At 71.2% G+C, this 16,601-nt stretch carries 15 protein-coding genes; 10 read left to right on the plus strand and 5 right to left on the minus strand.

Annotation, left to right across the window (positions count from 1 at the left end; translation table 11 throughout):
- The first annotated feature begins 31 nt into the window (after nt 1–31).
- Nucleotides 32–622: an isochorismatase family protein gene (locus ACQP06_RS31850; protein ID WP_433668560.1), complete on the plus strand. Its 591-nt coding sequence runs from the start codon at nt 32–34 to the stop codon at nt 620–622.
- Nucleotides 623–630: 8 nt separating this feature from the next.
- Here the strand turns inward: ACQP06_RS31850 and ACQP06_RS31855 are convergent, their stop codons facing one another.
- On the minus strand, nt 631–1,998 hold the full coding sequence (locus tag ACQP06_RS31855) for a serine hydrolase domain-containing protein (protein WP_433668562.1): 1,368 nt from the start codon (nt 1,996–1,998) through the stop codon (nt 631–633).
- Between the two features lie 158 nt (nt 1,999–2,156).
- On the opposite strand from ACQP06_RS31855, the gene ACQP06_RS31860 reads away from it, so the two are divergent.
- A complete protein-coding gene (locus tag ACQP06_RS31860) occupies nt 2,157–2,681 on the plus strand; it encodes a hypothetical protein (protein WP_357091273.1) in 525 nt (174 codons plus the stop codon).
- Between the two features lie 42 nt (nt 2,682–2,723).
- Nucleotides 2,724–3,119, plus strand: a complete 396-nt coding sequence (locus ACQP06_RS31865) for an NUDIX hydrolase (protein WP_433668564.1) — start codon at nt 2,724–2,726, stop codon at nt 3,117–3,119.
- A 63-nt stretch (nt 3,120–3,182) separates the two neighbouring features.
- Here the strand turns inward: ACQP06_RS31865 and ACQP06_RS31870 are convergent, their stop codons facing one another.
- The gene (locus tag ACQP06_RS31870; RefSeq protein WP_433668565.1) at nt 3,183–4,850 is read right to left on the minus strand and encodes an MFS transporter; all 1,668 of its coding nucleotides are present in this window, start codon (nt 4,848–4,850) and stop codon (nt 3,183–3,185) included.
- 173 nt (nt 4,851–5,023) lie between these two features.
- Here ACQP06_RS31870 and ACQP06_RS31875 point away from each other — a divergent pair, with 173 nt between their 5' ends.
- Nucleotides 5,024–6,439, plus strand: coding sequence for a TerD family protein (locus tag ACQP06_RS31875; protein ID WP_433673491.1), 1,416 nt, complete (start codon nt 5,024–5,026; stop codon nt 6,437–6,439).
- A 10-nt stretch (nt 6,440–6,449) separates the two neighbouring features.
- Here the strand turns inward: ACQP06_RS31875 and ACQP06_RS31880 are convergent, their stop codons facing one another.
- Nucleotides 6,450–7,139, minus strand: coding sequence for a TetR/AcrR family transcriptional regulator (locus ACQP06_RS31880; protein WP_433668567.1), 690 nt, complete (start codon nt 7,137–7,139; stop codon nt 6,450–6,452).
- Nucleotides 7,140–7,323: 184 nt separating this feature from the next.
- Between ACQP06_RS31880 and ACQP06_RS31885 the strand changes: the two genes are divergently transcribed.
- From ACQP06_RS31885 to atzF, 5 genes are all read left to right on the plus strand, one after another.
- Nucleotides 7,324–8,880 carry an amino acid permease gene (locus tag ACQP06_RS31885; RefSeq protein WP_433668569.1) on the plus strand — a complete coding sequence of 519 codons (1,557 nt, stop codon included), beginning with the start codon at nt 7,324–7,326 and terminating at the stop codon, nt 8,878–8,880.
- An 11-nt stretch (nt 8,881–8,891) separates the two neighbouring features.
- Entirely contained in the window at nt 8,892–9,641 is a 750-nt protein-coding gene (locus ACQP06_RS31890; RefSeq protein WP_433668571.1) for a DUF1989 domain-containing protein, read from the plus strand.
- Nucleotides 9,638–10,255, plus strand: a complete 618-nt coding sequence (locus ACQP06_RS31895; protein ID WP_433668572.1) for an urea amidolyase associated protein UAAP2 — start codon at nt 9,638–9,640, stop codon at nt 10,253–10,255. The genes ACQP06_RS31890 and ACQP06_RS31895 overlap by 4 nt, the downstream gene beginning before the upstream one ends.
- A gap of 74 nt (nt 10,256–10,329) precedes the next feature.
- Nucleotides 10,330–12,264, plus strand: coding sequence for a 5-oxoprolinase/urea amidolyase family protein (locus ACQP06_RS31900; RefSeq protein ID WP_433673492.1), 1,935 nt, complete (start codon nt 10,330–10,332; stop codon nt 12,262–12,264).
- Between the two features lie 37 nt (nt 12,265–12,301).
- On the plus strand, nt 12,302–13,906 hold the full coding sequence (gene atzF, locus ACQP06_RS31905) for an allophanate hydrolase (protein WP_433668573.1): 1,605 nt from the start codon (nt 12,302–12,304) through the stop codon (nt 13,904–13,906).
- Nucleotides 13,907–13,922: 16 nt separating this feature from the next.
- On the opposite strand, the gene ACQP06_RS31910 is transcribed toward atzF, so the two are convergent.
- The gene (locus ACQP06_RS31910; protein WP_433668575.1) at nt 13,923–14,765 is read right to left on the minus strand and encodes a patatin-like phospholipase family protein; all 843 of its coding nucleotides are present in this window, start codon (nt 14,763–14,765) and stop codon (nt 13,923–13,925) included.
- 93 nt (nt 14,766–14,858) lie between these two features.
- Nucleotides 14,859–15,332, minus strand: coding sequence for a MarR family winged helix-turn-helix transcriptional regulator (locus ACQP06_RS31915; RefSeq protein ID WP_357091253.1), 474 nt, complete (start codon nt 15,330–15,332; stop codon nt 14,859–14,861).
- Nucleotides 15,333–15,442: 110 nt separating this feature from the next.
- Between ACQP06_RS31915 and ACQP06_RS31920 the strand changes: the two genes are divergently transcribed.
- A complete protein-coding gene (locus ACQP06_RS31920) occupies nt 15,443–16,591 on the plus strand; it encodes a GDSL-type esterase/lipase family protein (RefSeq protein ID WP_433668576.1) in 1,149 nt (382 codons plus the stop codon).
- The last annotated feature ends 10 nt before the right edge of the window (nt 16,592–16,601 follow it).

A 16,601-nucleotide genomic window follows, 5' to 3' on the forward strand; every position in this document is an offset into this window, starting at 1 on the left:
CCGGACCACGACCCGACCGGAGGAATTCCCCATGTCCGCCCAGACTCTGCGCGACCTCAGCGGCTTCGATCAGACCCCCGCCACCCTGGCCGACGCCACCCTGATCCTGGTCGACTACCAGAACACCTACACCCGCGGCGTGATGGAGCTGACCGGCTGGGAGCCCGCCCTCGACGCCGCCGCCGACCTGCTGGCCCGGGCCCGCGCCGCCGGCGCTTCGGTCATCCACATCGTGAACGACGGCGGCCCGGGCACGCCCTACGACATCACCGACGAGATCGGCCGCATCCATCCCCTGGTGGCCCCGATCGACGGCGAACCCGTTGTCGTGAAGACGGTTCCGAACGCCTTCGTCGGCACCGACCTGGCCGCGCACGTGGACGCGGCGGGCCACAAGGATGTCGTGATCGCCGGTTTCATGACCCACATGTGCGTCACCTTCACCACCGAGGGCGCGTTCCTGCGCGGCAATCACCCCACGGTCGTGGCCGACGCGTCCGCCACCCGCCCCCTGCGGTCGGCCGCCGGCGAGGTCGGCGCCGCCCAGTTGCACGAGAGCGCGCTGGCCACCATCGCCGACCTCTACGGCGTCGTGGTCGCCGCCGGCTCCGAACTGAACTGAATCACGGGTCAGGGCTGGCGGGGCATCGCGCGACTGGTGTGCAGGTAGCGCGTCTCGGCGTGCCCGTCGCCGTTGATCAGGCCGTAGACGGTGTGGCGGCCGCGGATCGGGTGGGCGGCGATGAGGGCGTCGGGCCGCAGGTGCAGCACTTCGATGCGGTCGGGGACCGCAACCAGGGCGGCCTCGGTGGTGAGGGGTTTGGTGGAGAGCCAGGCGCGGCCGTCGGGGTCGACGTCGATGGCGTGCTCGTACATGGCGGAGCGGTAGCGGCCGCCGACGCGGGCGGCGTCGACCGGTTCGGGGCGGGCCGGGGGCACCGGGCGGGCGGGCAGCCGGATGCCCGCGTGCTCCCACAGCAGGTCCTCGACCAGATCGCGGTAGAGCCCGAACGCGCTTCCGCCATTGGCCAGCAAGGCGATCGCGACGCCGGAGCCGGGCGCGATGCGCAGGAAGGCGTTCTGGCCCAGGGTGCTGCCGTCGTGCCCGAACAGCCCGGTGGCGGCGTCGAACAGCTGCCAGCCCAGTCCCCAGTGGGTGCCGTAGCCGATGTCGGGCACCTCGATGTGCGGCCGGGTCATGTCCCGCACCGCGGATTCGGGGAGCACGGCGGTCCCGTCCGGGGCGCGGCCGGCGGACAGGTGCAGCCGGGCGAACCCCAGCAGGTCGCGCGCGGACATGGCGAGCCGCGCTCCGGCCGGGGCATTGGAGGCCGGGAGCGCCCACACCGGCGCGGGCAGCGGGCCGGTCTCGGGCTCGAATCCGGTGTGCCCGACCGCGGCCCGGAACAGGATGGCCTCGTCGGCGTCGGCGGCCACCCGGGTCAGCCCGAGCGGGGTCACCAGCCGTTCCCGCAGCAGTGTGTCGAAGGGCTTGCCGCGCAACACTTCCAGGATGCGACCGAGCAGCACGTACCCGCTGTTGCAGTAGGAGAACATGACGCCGGGCCGGTGCACCTGCCCGGCGTCGGCGATGGCGGGCACGAAGTTGGCGACCGCGTCCGCGCCGCGCCCGGTGTCGAGGAACAGGTCGCCGTCGATGCCGGAGGTGTGGCCGAGCAGCTGCCGGACGGTGATGGCGGCGGCCGCGTCCTCGTCGCGCACCCGGAATTCGGGCAGGTAGAGCCGCACCGGGGCGTCGAGGTCGAGCAGGCCCTCGGCGACGGCCTGCATGATCAGGGTCGCGGTCCACGGCTTGGTGATCGAGCCGATCTGGAACACCGAATCCGTGGTCGCCGCAACGCCGGTCGCGGTGTTGAGGACCCCGGCGGCCGCGTCGGTGATCCGGCCGCCGGTCAGGACCGCGACCTGTGCGCCGGGCACCCCGTACTCCTCGATCAGGTCGCCCAACCGGCGTTCGAGATCGACGGCTGGCACCATGGGTCGCTCCTTCGGGTAATGCTGACCCACACCGCCGGAGGCGGTAGGAGTGGGCATCGTAGGTTAGGTCGGCGACGGCGCCGGTGTCGAGATCGCCGGGCACCCGGGACCCGGGCCGGGTACGGTGACGCGCAGTCGGTTGCGGGAGGCGATGAGCGATGGTGCGGGCGGGCGTGGTGCCGGGACGCCGGATTGCCGGTTACGCGGTGGCGGGCGTGTTCCTGGTCGCGGTGGTGTGCGCCGGGACGATCGGGGTCTTCGGGCTGAATCGGGTGTTCACGGGGTTGTTCTTCGGGGCGGCCGCAGCCGTGGGGCTGTTGATCCTGCTGTTCGGGCGGGACGGGGTGGAACTGACCGAGGCGGCGATCGTGCGCCGGACGCCGTGGGGCACGTCGACGGTGGCGTGGGATCGGGTGGTGGCGGCGCGGTTCGCGCTCGACGAGCACGGCCGCTGGACGCTGGCGCTGGATCTGACCGACGGCGACGAGCCGCACCGGGAACTGGTGCTGCTGTCCATCCCGCCGGTGCACCGCCCGGTGGCGAGCGCCTACGACCAGCGCAAGCGCGAGCAGGTCACCGAGATCCGAACCATGTTGCGGCAGCGCCGGATTCCGGTGACCATCCTGCCGGAGATCGCCGAGGCGTTGCAGGAGCACTGGAAGATCGCCCCGCCCACGCGTTGATCCCCATCGGGCCCGCTCGGGTACCCGGTTAGGGTGGGTGCCGTGATTCGTACCGCGGCACTGGCGCACATCCGGGACCGCCGCATGCTGCAGACCCGGTCCGACGGCAAGACCGTCTTCTACATGGCGGGCGGCAAGATCGATCCGGGCGAGACCCCGGAGATGGCCCTGCACAGGGAGATTCGCGAGGAGCTCGGGGTCGGCACGGCCGGGGTGAGCGAGCTGGGGGTGTTCGAGGCCGAGGCGTACGGGCACACGCCCGGCACCCGACTGCACATGACCTGCTTCCTGGGCGAGCTCACCGAGGAGCCGCGAGCCTCGGGCGAGATCGCCGAACTGCGCTGGTTCACCCTCGCCGAGTACGCCGCCATGGACGAGGTCGCTCCCGGTTCGCTGCTGGTCTTCCAGCGCCTCCACGCGCTCGGCCTGATCGACTGATCAGCAACCCGGTGTGACGCAACCGAAGACGTCGACCCGGTCGTCCGGCCTGCGCCGGGACGGTCAGCTGCTCTGATCGTCCCCGGTGCCGTCGGACATCGACCGCGAGTCGTCGGGCGGCACATTGTCGGCGGTCCCCGTGTAGGGCCGGTTCGGGATGCGGGTGGCCGCGGCCAGGCCCACCAGCAGGAACAGCGCGGCGGCCAGCAGGGTGGTGCGGGTGGAGTCGGTGAAGGCCCGGCTCAGCGCGTCCGCGATGGCCGCGCCGCCCCCGTGCTCGCGCACCCCGGGGATGGCGCCACCCGCGGATTCCCGGGTGGCGGTGGCGAGGGTGTCGGCGGCGTCCGGCGGCAGATCCTTGACCGTCGAGAGTCGGCGCGGCAGATCGTGGGCCAGGGCCCCGGACAGCAGCGCACCGACGACCGCGGTGCCGAAGGCGGAACCGACCTGCCGCACCGTGCTCTGGGTGGCCGAGCCCTGACCGGAATTGCGCGGCGGCACATCGGCGAGCACCGTCCCGGTCAGCTGGGCCGACGCCATGCCGAGCCCGATGCCGTACCCGATCAGCAGCACCGCCAGCCACCAGCCCGAGATGTGCGGGGTGACGAACAGCGCGGCCAGGGCCACCGCGACGACCTCGAAGGCGAGGCCCAGCTGCACCACCCGCACCGGCCCGTAGCGCCGCACCAGCCCTTCGGCGATCCCCGCGGCCAGGAAGGCGCCGACGGCCATGGCGGCCAGCACGTAGCCCGCGCCGAGGGTGGACAGCCCGAGCACGTTCACCATGAACAGCGGCAGCACGAACAGCAGGCCGAACTCGCCCAGCGCCACCAGGAACGCGGTGATATTGCCCCACCGGAAGCTGGGGATCTTGAACAGCGCCGGATCCAGCAGCGCGGAACGGCCGACCAGATGGCGGTGCTGTTCCCACTTCACGAACAGGTACAGCGCCAGCACGCCCAGCACCAGCAGCACCGGGATCGGCGAGATGGGTGCGCTGACCGGCCATTTCCACCCGGCGATCGGGAACTCCCGCAGCGGTTTCCACCAGCCGTAGGTCTGGCCCTCGATGAGCGCGAACACCAGCAGCGCGAAACCCATTGCACTGAGCAGGAATCCGTCCACGTCCAGGCCGGGCGCGTTCTTGCCGGTACGGGTCTCGGGGACGAACAGCACCAGCCCGATCAGCACCACGATGCCCAGCGGGATGTTCACCAGGAAGATCCAGGGCCAGGTGAAGTAGGTGGTGAGCCAACCGCCGAGCAGCGGCCCGATGGCGGCGACGCCGGAGATGACCGAGCCCCACACCGCGAAGGCGATGGCCCGGTCACGGCCGCGGAACAGCGCGTTCACGGTGGCCAGCGTGCCGGGCATGACGCCCGCCGCGCCGATGCCCTGGATGACGCGGCCGAGGATGAGGGGTCCCGCGCTGTGCGCCCGCGCGGCGAGCAGGCTGCCGAGCAGGAAGACGATGACGCCCGCGGCGAACATGGTGCGCCGTCCGAGCCGGTCGCCGAGTCGGCCGCTGGTGATCAGCAGCGCGGCCAGCACGACCGCGTAGATGCTGTTGATCCATTGCGCCTGAGTGAAATTCAGCCCGAGCTGGTCGATGAGGACCGGCAGTGAGACCGAGACGATGGTGCCGTCGAGCACCACCATGCCCAGGCCCAGCGCCAGCACGCCGAGGGTGATCCACTTCCTGCGCCCCAGATCGGGCCGAATTTCCGTCATCCGTCGCTCCCGCCGCTGAACAGTCGTCCGAGGACGCCGATGTTCCGGTTAGCTACCTATGCGCGAAATGTCCGTTGCTCAGTGTAGGCCGAGGTTGTTGGACAGCTGAACATTAGCCGGTCGGAAAGGGGAAACGATGCATGCCGGAATCGGATAACTTGGAAATCGTGTCGATGATGAAGGGTTCCAACGTTCCGGTGGCGGCCTCCGAGGTTCGGATCGAACTGGGCTGGGAATCGGGACCCGGGGTCCCCGACGCCGACGCCTCCGCGCTGCTGCTGGCCGGTGGGCGGGTCCGCTCGGACGCCGATTTCGTGTTCTACAACCAGCCCGCGCACGCCTCCGGCGCGGTGCACCACCGCGGCAAACAGCCCGGACCCGTGGTGGTCGACGCGCTGTCGGTGGATCTGCCGCGGGTGGAGCCGCAGATCGACAGCATCGTGCTGGCCGCCTCCGCGGACGGCGGCACCTTCGCCCAATTCCGGGGCCTGCACGTGCGTTTGGTGGATGCCCGCGGGGTGGAGCTGGCCCGGTTCGACAGCGCCGACGCCACCTCCGAGACCGCGTTCGTGCTGGGTGAGCTGTACCGCCGCGACGGCGGCTGGAAGTTCCGCGCGGTCGGCCAGGGCTACGCCTCCGGACTCGCCGGACTCGCAACCGATTACGGCATCACCGTCGACGACGCGCCCGCCCCGCAGCCGATTCCGCCGCAGCCGATTCCGCCGCAGCCGGTCACTCCCCCGCAGCAGTCCACACCGCCTCCGCCGCAGTTCACGCCACAGCAATTCGCGCCGCCACCGCCGCCGCAGCAGTTCGCTCCCCCGCCCGCGCCGCAGCAATTCGCTCCCCCGCCCGCGCCGCAGCAGTTCGCACCCCCACCGCCGCCCCAGCAGTTCGCGCCCGCGCCACCGCCCCAGCAGTTCGCTCCCGCGCCGCCGCCCGCGCCCGCGCCGCGGGTGAATCTGGCCAAGATCTCGCTGACCAAGGAGGCCCCCGCGGTCTCGCTGACCAAGGCGGGCGCGACCGGCGGCATCATGCGGGTCAACCTGAACTGGTCGGTCCCGAGTTCGGGTGGCCTGTTCGGGCGCAAGCGCGCGCAGGGCGGTCTGGATCTGGACCTGTGCGCCTTCTGGGAGCTGACGGACGGTTCCCGCGGCTGTGTCAGCGCGCTGGACACGTTCGGCAATCTCACCAAGCCGCCGTTCATCGCGCTGGATCAGGACGACCGCACCGGGAACAGCGCGACGGGCGAGAACCTGGCCATCAATCTGGACCAGACCGCGGCCTTCCGCCGCATCCTGGTGTTCGCCTCGATCTACGAGGGCGCCCAGGATTTCCGCGGCGTGCACGCCACCGCGACCCTGTTCCCGCGCGACGCCCCGCCGATCGAGATGGAAGTGGGCGGCTGCCAGGACGATTCGCGCGAGATGGTGCTGGCGCTGATCGAGAACATCGGCGGCGAGCTGGTGGTGCGCCGCGAGGGCCGGTTCATCCGCCCGCCGGAGGGCCGCAAGTTCTGGGGCAAGATGGCGGTCGATCAGGCCTACGGCTGGGGCCTGAAATGGGGCACCTCGAAGGGCAAGTCCTGAGCCGTCCGGCTCAGTTCGACGGCGCCCGGTGTACCGCCGGGCGCAGTTCGCGCGCCAATTCGAGTGCGGCGAGCCGGTTCTCGGCGAGCGGTCCGGTCCAGCAGAGCAAGCGCAGGATGGCGTCGGGAATGAGCTGTTCGGCGTACTCGGGCGCCGCGCCCTCGTCGGAGCGCATATTGATGACCGATTCGACCAGCCGGAAGGGCAGTCGTTCGGCTCCCGCGACCGCGCCGGTCCCGGCTTCGGCGATGACGGCGGCGGCCAGGGTCTCGTAGTGACCGCGCAGTTCGTCGCGGCGTTCCCGGAAGCGGGCGAAGCGTTCGCTGCGCAGCTCGGGTAGGAGGTACAGCGCGCCGAGGTTCCAGCGGCTGGCGCACAGCTGGCTGACGTCGAACCAGGCCAGCGCGTAGAGCCGCACGGCGGCGGGTTCGGGACGTTCGGCGAGGGTGCCCGCCAATTCCAGTGGCGCGGTGACCGTTTCGGCGAGCAGCGCGTCGAGGATGTCGTCCTTGGCGGCGAAGTGGTGGTACAGCGAGGCCTGCCGGATACCGACGGCGTCGGCGACCGCCCGGGTGGAGGTGTTGCCGTACCCGTGGCTGGTGAACAATTCGGCGGCGGCGTCGAGGATTTCGGCACGCGGCGTCTGGCCCGCGCGCCGGCGCGGTTCGAGGCGGGGCCGGCCGGGTCCGAGTTGGGTCACCGTTTCATTCTGTCCTACCGCTTCCGCCACCTGGCAGGTGAGATTCCTGTCACTTGATAGAAATCCCGGCAATGCAGAAGTTACGGCGGGCCACGCACCCGATACATCGGCGTCACCGGAGCGGCGATCGCGAATGGAAACCTTTCAAGCGATAGATATTCGCCTCGGGAAAGACTCACCGCCCATGGTTGCCTCCGCCGAAGCCCTCACCCCGGGCTCCCCGACCGGTCCCGATACCAGCGCCGACAGCACCGATCTGGCGCGTTTCGGCTATCAGCCGGTGCTGCACCGCAAGCTCGGCCGCTACGCCTCCTTCGCGGCCGGCTTCTCCTTCGTCTCCATCCTGACCACCATCTTCCAGTTCTTCGGCTTCGGCTACTCCTTCGGGGGCGCGGCCTTCTTCTGGACCTGGCCGATCGTCTTCGCCGGCCAGTTCCTGGTCGCGTTGAACTTCGCGGAACTGGCCGCGCGCTACCCGATCTCGGGCTGCATCTATCAGTGGTCGCGCCGCCTGGCCGGGGAGGTGGTGGGCTGGTTCGCGGGCTGGATGATGATCATCGCGCAGATCGTGACCGCCGCGGCCGCCGCCATCGCGTTGCAGGTGGTGCTGCCGACCATCTGGTCAGGCTTCCAGCTGATCGGCACCGACACCGCTCTCACCTCCCGTGACGGGGCCTCGAACGCGGTGCTGCTGGGCAGCGCGCTGCTGGCGCTCACCACGCTGATCAATGTGATCGGCATCGACTGGATGGCGCGGATCAACTCGCTCGGCGTCACCATCGAGATCATCGGCGTGCTCGCGGTGATCGCGGTCTTCTTCACCCACACCGATCGCGGGCCGGGCGTGGTCACCCACACCGATCAGGCCGCGGCCGGACCCTATTGGGCCGCGTTCCTGGCCTCGGGGCTGATGGCCGCCTACGTGATGGTCGGATTCGACTCCGCCGGTGAGCTTTCCGAGGAGACCAAGAATCCGCGCCAGGTCGCGCCGCGCACCATCCTGTCCGCGCTGGCGGTGTCGGCGCTGGGCGGCGGGCTCATCCTGCTGGGCGCGCTGATGGCCGCCCCGAGCCTGTCCGACGGCTCGCTGGCGAGCGGCGGCCTGGCGTACGTGATCGAGGCCAAGCTCGACACCACGCCCGGCAAGGTGGTGCTGGCGTGCGTGGCCTGCGCGATCACGGTGTGCACCTTGGCGATCCAGACGGCGGGCTCGCGACTGCTGTTCTCCATGGCCCGCGACGAGCGGCTCCCGTTCTCCAAGCAGCTGGCGAGCGTGCACCCCCGCTTCGGCACCCCGGTGTGGCCCGCGGTGGCGATCGGCGTGCTCGGCATCGGCCTGCTGCTGCTGAACCTGGGCAACGCGGCCATCTTCGCGACCCTGGCCAGCGTCTGCATCGTCATGCTCTACATCGCCTACCTGCTGGTCACGGTGCCGCTGCTGGTGCGCCGGATCAAGGGCTGGCCCGCCGACGTGGCCGGTGACGCCGCGGGCACCAAGCTCTTCGCGCTGGGCCGCTACGGCATCGCGATCAACGCGCTGGCCGTCGTCTGGGGCGTCGCCATGGCGGTGAACCTGGCCTGGCCGCGCAGCGCCGTCTACACCCCGAACGGCGGCGGCTGGTGGATGCTCTGGGCCGCACCGCTGTTCGTCCTGGTCACGCTGGCGGTGGGGGCGGTGGTGCACCGGCTGGTGACGCCCGCCCGCGGCCCCGTCGCCGAGACCGTCGCCCAAATCGCCTGAACGGAGTAGCAATGACCACAGCGAACACCACGGGAGCGCGGGACCACGCCCGCGCCCAGGCCGCGGCCGCCGCCGACTTCGGACCGGAGCTGCCCGCCGATGTCGACAACACGAACATCACCGTCGCCCAGCGGATTCCGGCCGGTGGCTACGCGAATGTCGTGCTGGCCCGCGGCACCCGGGTGCGGCTGTCCGATCCGGACGGCGGGGCGTGCGCGCACGTCCTGCTGTTGCGGGCCGAATCTCCGTGGGAGCGGCTGAATGTCGCGGACACGGTGAAGGTGCCGTGGCAGGCCTACCTGGGCGTGGGTCATCCGCTGCTGTCGGATCAGGGCCGGGTGCTGGCCACGGTGCTGACCGACACCTCGGGGAGCCACGACACCCTGTGCGGACCGTCGCCCGCCGCCCGCCAGGGCCTGCGGATGGCCGGGGTGAAGCAGGGTCTCGAGCCCCGCGACATCGGGCCGACGGTGTCGTTCTTCCGGGGCGTGCGCGTGGAAACCGATGGCGCGCTGACGATCACCGGTGGGACGGGCGGCGCGGGCGCGGCGGTCGAGCTGCTCGTCCACCTGCCGGTGACGCTGCTGGTCGCCAATGCCGAGCACCCGCTGGACCCCACCCCGGTGACCCCGCTGGATCTGGTGGCCTGGTCCGCGCCCGCGGACCTCGCCCTGTCCCCGAACCCCGACCCGGAATACCTGCGCGCGGTGGAGAACACCGAACAGGACTGGCACGCACGCACTCTGGAGGCACGCGCATGATCACCACCACCCGCACGGTCGTCCTCGACGAGACGGTCCCCGCTCGCGCGCCCTGGTCGGCCGTGGTGCGCGCCGGGGAGCAGCTGGAGATCATCGACCTGCACGGCAATCAGGCCGTGGATTGCCTGCTCTACAACGCCGCGGACCACGCCGACCGCTACAGCGCCCAGGCCACCATCACCGCGCAGCGCAATATCTTCCTGGGGACCGGCAGCGTCCTGCTCACCGAGGCGGGCACTCCGCTCATGACGGTCGTCGCCGACGAGGTCGGCAATCACGACACGGTGGCCGGGGCGTGCTCGCAGGAGTCCAACACCCTGCGCTACGGCCACCACACCCGCCATCAGCACGCCTGCGTGGAGAACTTCCTGGCCGAGGGCCTGAAGTGGGGCCTGGGCAAACGGGACCTGGTCTCGAACATCAACTGGTTCATGAATGTTCCGGTCGAGGCGGACGGGACGCTGGGCATCGTGGACGGCCTGTCCGCGCCCGGCAAGACCATCACCCTGCGCGCAGAGATCGACACCCTGGTGCTGGTCTCCAACTGCCCGCAGATCAACAATCCCTGCAACGGTTTCGACCCGACGCCCGTCCGCATGGTGGTGACCCGATGACTGCCGTGCTCCCCGATCTCGTCGTGACCGAGAACCCCTCCCCCGCACCGGCTTTCCGGGTCGTCCGCCCGGGCATGCAGACGACTGTGCAGGATTGGCCCGCCCGGGTCGGCTACTGGCACGTGGGCGTTCCGCCGTCGGGCCCGATGGACGACCTGTCGTTCCGGCTGGGCAATCGGGCCCTCGGGAATCCCGAGGGCGCGGCGGGCCTGGAGTGCACGCTCGGCGGCCCGGCGCTGCGCTTCGACAGCGACACCTGGGTGTGCGTGACGGGCGCCCCGGCGCCGGTCACGGTGAACGGCCGCGCGGTCCGGCAGTGGCGTAGCGTGCTGGTGCCCGCGGGCGGGGTGCTGGATGTCGGCATGGTGCGCGGGCCCGGCATGCGGTGCTACGTCCTGGTTGCGGGCGGCATCGAGGTGCCCGAATACCTGGGCAGCCGTTCGACTTTCACGCTCGGCAAGTTCGGCGGCGGCACCGGGCGCGCGCTGGCCGCGGACGACGCGTTCGAGCTCGGCCCGGCGGGCCGGGTCACGGCCGGGGTGCCCGGCGACGATCAGCCGGTGCTGACCCGGCGGTGGGAGCTGGCGGTCACCGAGGGCCCGCACGGTGCGCCGGAGTTCTTCACCCGCGCCGACTTCGACACCATCATCGGCACCCACTACGAGGTGCACTTCAACTCCGATCGGACCGGGGTCCGGCTGATCGGGCCGAAGCCGCAGTGGGCGCGCCCGGACGGCGGCGAGGCGGGCCTGCACCCCTCCAATATCCACGACACCGCGTACTCCATCGGCGCGCTGGACTTCACCGGCGACACCCCGATCCTGCTCGGCCCGGACGGCCCCAGCCTGGGCGGGTTCGTCTGCCCGGTCACCGTGGTCGCCGCCGACCGCTGGAAGCTGGGCCAGCTCACCCCGGGCGACAGCGTGCGCTTCGTGCCGGTGCGCGCCGAACGCGCGGCCTCGCTGCGGGAACTGGGCGCCGAGCGCCGCGCCGCGTGGCCGGTGGTGCTGTCCACCGGCGGCGACGGCGACGACGGCGTCCTGGCCCGCCGCGACGGCGCGGACACCGCCGTCACCTACCGCCGTGCGGGCAATGACGGCCTGCTCGTCGAATACGGCGATATGACACTGGATCTGGAGCTGCGTGCCCGCGTGCACGCCCTGCACCAGGCGCTGCTGGAACGCGCCGAGCCGGGCATCACCGAGCTGACCCCGGGCGTCCGGTCGCTCCAGGTGCGCAATGATCCCGATCGCCTGCCCACCCGCAAGCTGCTGGACCTGCTGGCCGAGGTGGAGGCCGACCTGCCCTCCGCCGACCAACTGGTGGTCCCGAGCCGCACGGTGCGCCTGCCGCTGTCCTGGGACGACCCGTCCACCCGGGAGGCCATCACCCGGTACATGCACGGCGTCCGCGCCGACGCACCGTGGTGCCCGTGGAACATCGAGTTCATCCGCCGGATGAACGGATTGACATCCGTGGACGAGGTTTTCGACACCGTCTTCGCCGCCGAATACCTGGTGCTGGGCCTCGGTGACGTCTATCTGGGCGCGCCGGTCGCCACCCCCACCGATCCCCGGCACCGGCTGGTCACCACCAAATACAACCCGGCCCGCACCTGGACCCCGGAGAACGCGGTCGGCATCGGCGGCGCGTACCTGTGCATCTACGGCATGGAGGGTCCCGGCGGCTACCAGTTCGTCGGCCGCACCACCCAGGTGTGGAACCACCGCTCCAGCGGGATCGGCGAAGACCCGTGGCTGCTGCGCTATTTCGACCGGATCAGCTGGTATCCGGTGAGCGCCGAGGAACTGCTCGACCTGCGCGCCGACACCGCCGCCGGGCGGGGACAGCTGCTGGCCGAGGACGGCGAGTTCCGGCTCACCGACTACCGGAAGTTCCTGGCCGACAACGCCGACTCCATCGCGGACTTCCGCGCCCGGCAGACCGACGCCTTCACCGCCGAACGCAACTCCTGGCGCGAGGCGGGCGAACTCGCCGAAACACCCTGACCCGATCCCACCGCCCTGACCCGATCTAGGAGCACGAATGACCACGTGGATTCACCGCCGCGACGATGCCGAGGTAGCCACCGACATCGCCTCCGCCGCAGGCGTTCTGGCGGGGCTGCGACTGGCCGTGAAGGACAATGTGGACGTGGCGGGCCTGCCGACCACCGCGGCCTGCCCCGACTTCGCCTACGCCCCGGAACGGGACGCGCCCGCGGTGGCGGCGCTGCGGGCGGCGGGCGCGGTCGTGGTCGGCAAGACCAATCTCGATCAGTTCGCCACCGGCCTGGTCGGCACCCGCTCGCCGTACGGCGTGGTCGAGAACGCGCTGCGGCCCGGATACGTCTCGGGCGGTTCGAGTTCCGGCTCGGCGGTGGCGGTGGCCACGGGCGAGGCGGACATCGCGATCGGCACCGACACCGCGGGCTCGGGACGCGTCCCGGCCGCGTTGCACGGTCTGGTCGGCATCAAGCCGACGGTGGGCGTGATCTCGACCGAGGGCGTGGTGCCCGCGTGCCGCTCCTACGACTGCGTGACGATCTTCGCCGCCGACCTGGGCCTGGCCGACCGCGCCATGGGCGTGATGGCCGCCGGCGCCGCGGGCCGCCCGTGGCCCGCCGACACCCGTCTGGCCGCTCCACCCAAGCCGGTGGTGGCCGTCTTCGAAACGCTGCCGGACCTGGATCCGCAGTGGCACAACGCCTTCGAGCGCACGGTCGGGGCGCTGCGCGATGCGGGCGCGACCATTGTCCAGATCGATCCGGCCCCGTTCCTGGCCGCCGCGAAACTCCTCTACGAAGGCGCGCTGGTCGCGGAACGCTATGCCGCGGTCGGCGAGTTCGTCGACGCGCATCCCGAATCCGTCGATCCCACAGTCGGTTCCATCATCCGGGCCGCCCGGGACCTGCCCGCGCACCGGCTGGTCACCGACCTGGCCGCGCTGGAACGCCTGCGCGCCACCGCCATGGCGAGTCTCGCGGGCGCGGACGCGCTGCTGACGCCGACCGTGCCGGTCCACCCGACCGTCGCCGAGGTCGCCGCCGACCCGATCGGCGTCAATTCCCGGCTCGGCACGTACACGAACTTCTGCAACCTCTTCGACCTGTGCGCGGTGGCGGTCCCCACCGACGAGCCGCATTTCGGGGTGACGGTGCTGGCCCGCGCGTTCGAGGACGCCGTCGCGATCGACATCGCCGCACTGATCGCCGGCACGCCGCTCGACCGGTGCTGGCCGACGGCCGTCGCGCCCGTGCGGGACCTGATCGTCTTCGGTGCGCACCTGCGCGGTCAGCCCCTCGAACACCAGCTGATCGAACTGGGCGCCCGCTGGGGCGGCCCGGTCGAGACCGCCCCGCACTACCGCCTCGGCGCGCTCGACACCGTTCCGCCCAAACCGGCCGTAACCCGGGTCGCCGCAACCGAATCCGGTGTCGCGGTGGCCGGGGAGCGCTGGCTGCTCTCCCCCACCGCCCTCGGCCGCTTCCTCGCGAATCTGCCCGCCCCCATGCAGCTCGGCGCCGTCGAGCTGGCCGACGGCACCTGGCCCACCGGTTTCGGCTGCGCCGGGGCCGCCGCCGAATCCGCCAAGGACATCAGCGAATACGGCGGCTGGAAGGCGGCGCTGGCGGCCGGCGCCGTCGGCTGAGGCCGGTCTTCCCGGATCAGTCCTGCCAGAGGGCTACGATCCGCTCCGCATCCGACTTGCCTTGGGCGCGACCGGCTTCCAGTGACGGGACCCGGGTGGCGGTATCGAGGGGATTGAGGCCGAAGGCGGTGGTGGCCGCCTCGTCGGGTGCGATCACCTCGACCCGCGCCCCGGCCGCGACCAGTCCCGCGACCTGGGCCTCGAGCTCCTCGTCCGGCATGGGCGCGATCACCAGCACCCGCGCGTAGCCGGTGGCGAGGTCGGCGTTCACCGAGGTCCGGACGCCGCCGTCGGTGTAGCGCACCCCGTCGATGGTGACGCACGGCCACACCATGGGCACCGCCGAACTGGCCTGCACGGCGTCGACGAGCGCGACCCCGGAGTCCTTGTCGAAGACCCGCGGTTCCCCGGTCTCGGCATTGACCGCGACGATGCGCAGGTCGCGGGCGGGCCACTCGTGCACCGGCAGCCGGGTCTCGATCACGGCCCGGCGGTCCGCCTCGGGGACGGTCTCGGCGGTCAGCGCGAGCGCCCCTATCCGCTGCCGCCGCTCGGGCGAATCCCCCTGCGTCTCTTCGATGATCGCCGTCATGGTCTCCCAGAGCCCGGCGAACTTCTCCATGGACGGCACGATCTCGCGGCTCTGCACCGCCGGATCCACCTGCCGACGCACCAGTTCCGCGAGCTCGGTCCCGCTACCGAGCTGCGCCGTCACGTTCGACCCCGCCGACGTCCCGAGGAGCAGGTCCGCCCCCGTCACATCCACCCCCGCGTCGGCGAGCCCGGCCACGATGCCGGTCGCCCAGGAAATCCCCGCCACACCACCGCCGCCGATGACCAGCGCACGTTCGGTCGTCATTCCGTCCCACTTTCTCACCACGAGGAAAACACACCCTGCGGTTCGCAAGTTACCGGCTGCGCGCCCGTCGCGACGGTTGTGCGGGATGTCGGCTCAATCCGAGATCTGGGTGGCCGCGGCATTGGTGGCGTCGCGGATCACCCGCAGGCTCGCGGTGAGGTCGTCGAGCTGGGCGGGGGTGAGCAGGCTGGTGAACCAGCGGTCGATGCCGTCCAGGTAGGCGGGCAGCACGCGGGCGACGCGGGTGGCCCCGGCGGCGGTGAGGACGGCGTAGGAGCTGCGCCGGTCGGCGGGGTCGGGTTCGCGGCGCACGAAGCCGTTGCGTTCCAGGCGGTCCACCAGCCGGGTGACGCCGCTGGTCGAGAGACCGGTCTGGGTGGCCAGGTCGGTCATGCGTAGCCGGCGGCCGGGTGAGCGGCTCAGGCGCATCAGTGCATTGAGGTCGAGACCGGAGAGTCCATTGCTCTTCCAGGTCTCCTCGAGCCGGGCGATGAGCCCCTCATGGGCCTCGTAGAGCAGGCCGACGGCGGTCAGCCGAGGGTCGTCGAAGAGATGCTTGGGATCCACGCCGACCAGCGTAAACCAGGTGATTTCGCTGGGGATAGTTGACACGCGGAACAAATGCGCTATCTTGTTGTCAGCGCAATATTCCGCACAGCAACTAAATGGAGGTTCTCATGACGACACAGCGCTGGGCAGCGGGATTCCGTGCGCCGCTGGTGAATCCGGCCGAGGAGATCAAACTGGCCGAGCCGCGGGACTTCGCCGACGAGACGGTCCGCCAGGTGGTGCGGGTGGCCGGCGGCGGATCGAGCCTGCGGGTGCGGCTGACCAACCGGTACGGCACCGAAGACCTGGTGATCGGGGCGGCCCGGGTCGCGCTCCGCAAGGCGGGCGGCGAGATCGTGGCGGAGACCGATACCGAGGTGCGGTTCGCGGGGTCCGCATCGACGCGGATCCCGGCCGGAGCCGATCTGGTCAGCGATCCGGTCGAGCTGGCGGTGGAGGCGGGCGCCGAACTGGCGGTCAGCGTGTACCTGCCGGAGCCGACGCGGCCCGCGTTCGCCCAGTTCCCGATGGATTCGAGCTGGATCAGCGCCGGCGATCGGACCGGCGACGCTGCTCCGACCGATGCCGAGGAGACCGCGCTGCGGTTCTTCCTCACCGGCATCGACGTCGCTGCCGATGCCGACGTGCCGGTGCTGGTGGCCTTCGGCGACTCCTGGTTCGAGGGTGTCGGTTCCACCCACGCCGCCAACCGGCGCTCGGTGGACGTCCTCAACGAGCGACTGGCCGCCGGGTGGGCGGTGAACCAGGGCATCAGCGGCAACCGGCTGCTGACCGACGAGATCGGCGAGCACGGCCTGGCCCGGTTCGAGCGGGATGTGTTGTCGGTGCCCGGGGTCGCGGCCGTGTGGGCCAACTTCGGCATCAACGACCTGATCCTGGCCGGGACCGCCACCGCCGAGGCGCTGATCGCCGGGTTCACCGCGCTGGCCGAACGGGCCCACGCGGCCGGACTTCCGGTGTACGCCAACACCATCGGGCCGTTCGCCGGGGCGATTTACCCCGGACTCTCACTGGAGGACGGCATTCCGGTCCGCAACGTGCTCAACGAGTGGCTGCGCGGCACCGACGTGTTCGACGCCGTCTTCGATGTGGCCGCGGCCGTGGAGGATCCGGCCCGGCCGGACTTCATCCGCCCCGACCTCGACGGCGGCGACGGCATGCACCTCAATGACGCGGGAGCCCGGGCGATGGCGGAGACGGTGGATCTCACCGTGCTGCCGTCCGCTTTTCAGGGCAACCGCGGCCCGGCGGCCTGATCCTGCCGCA

It is taken from the genome of Nocardia sp. CA-136227, assembly GCF_050955695.1.
GTDB lineage: Bacteria > Actinomycetota > Actinomycetes > Mycobacteriales > Mycobacteriaceae > Nocardia.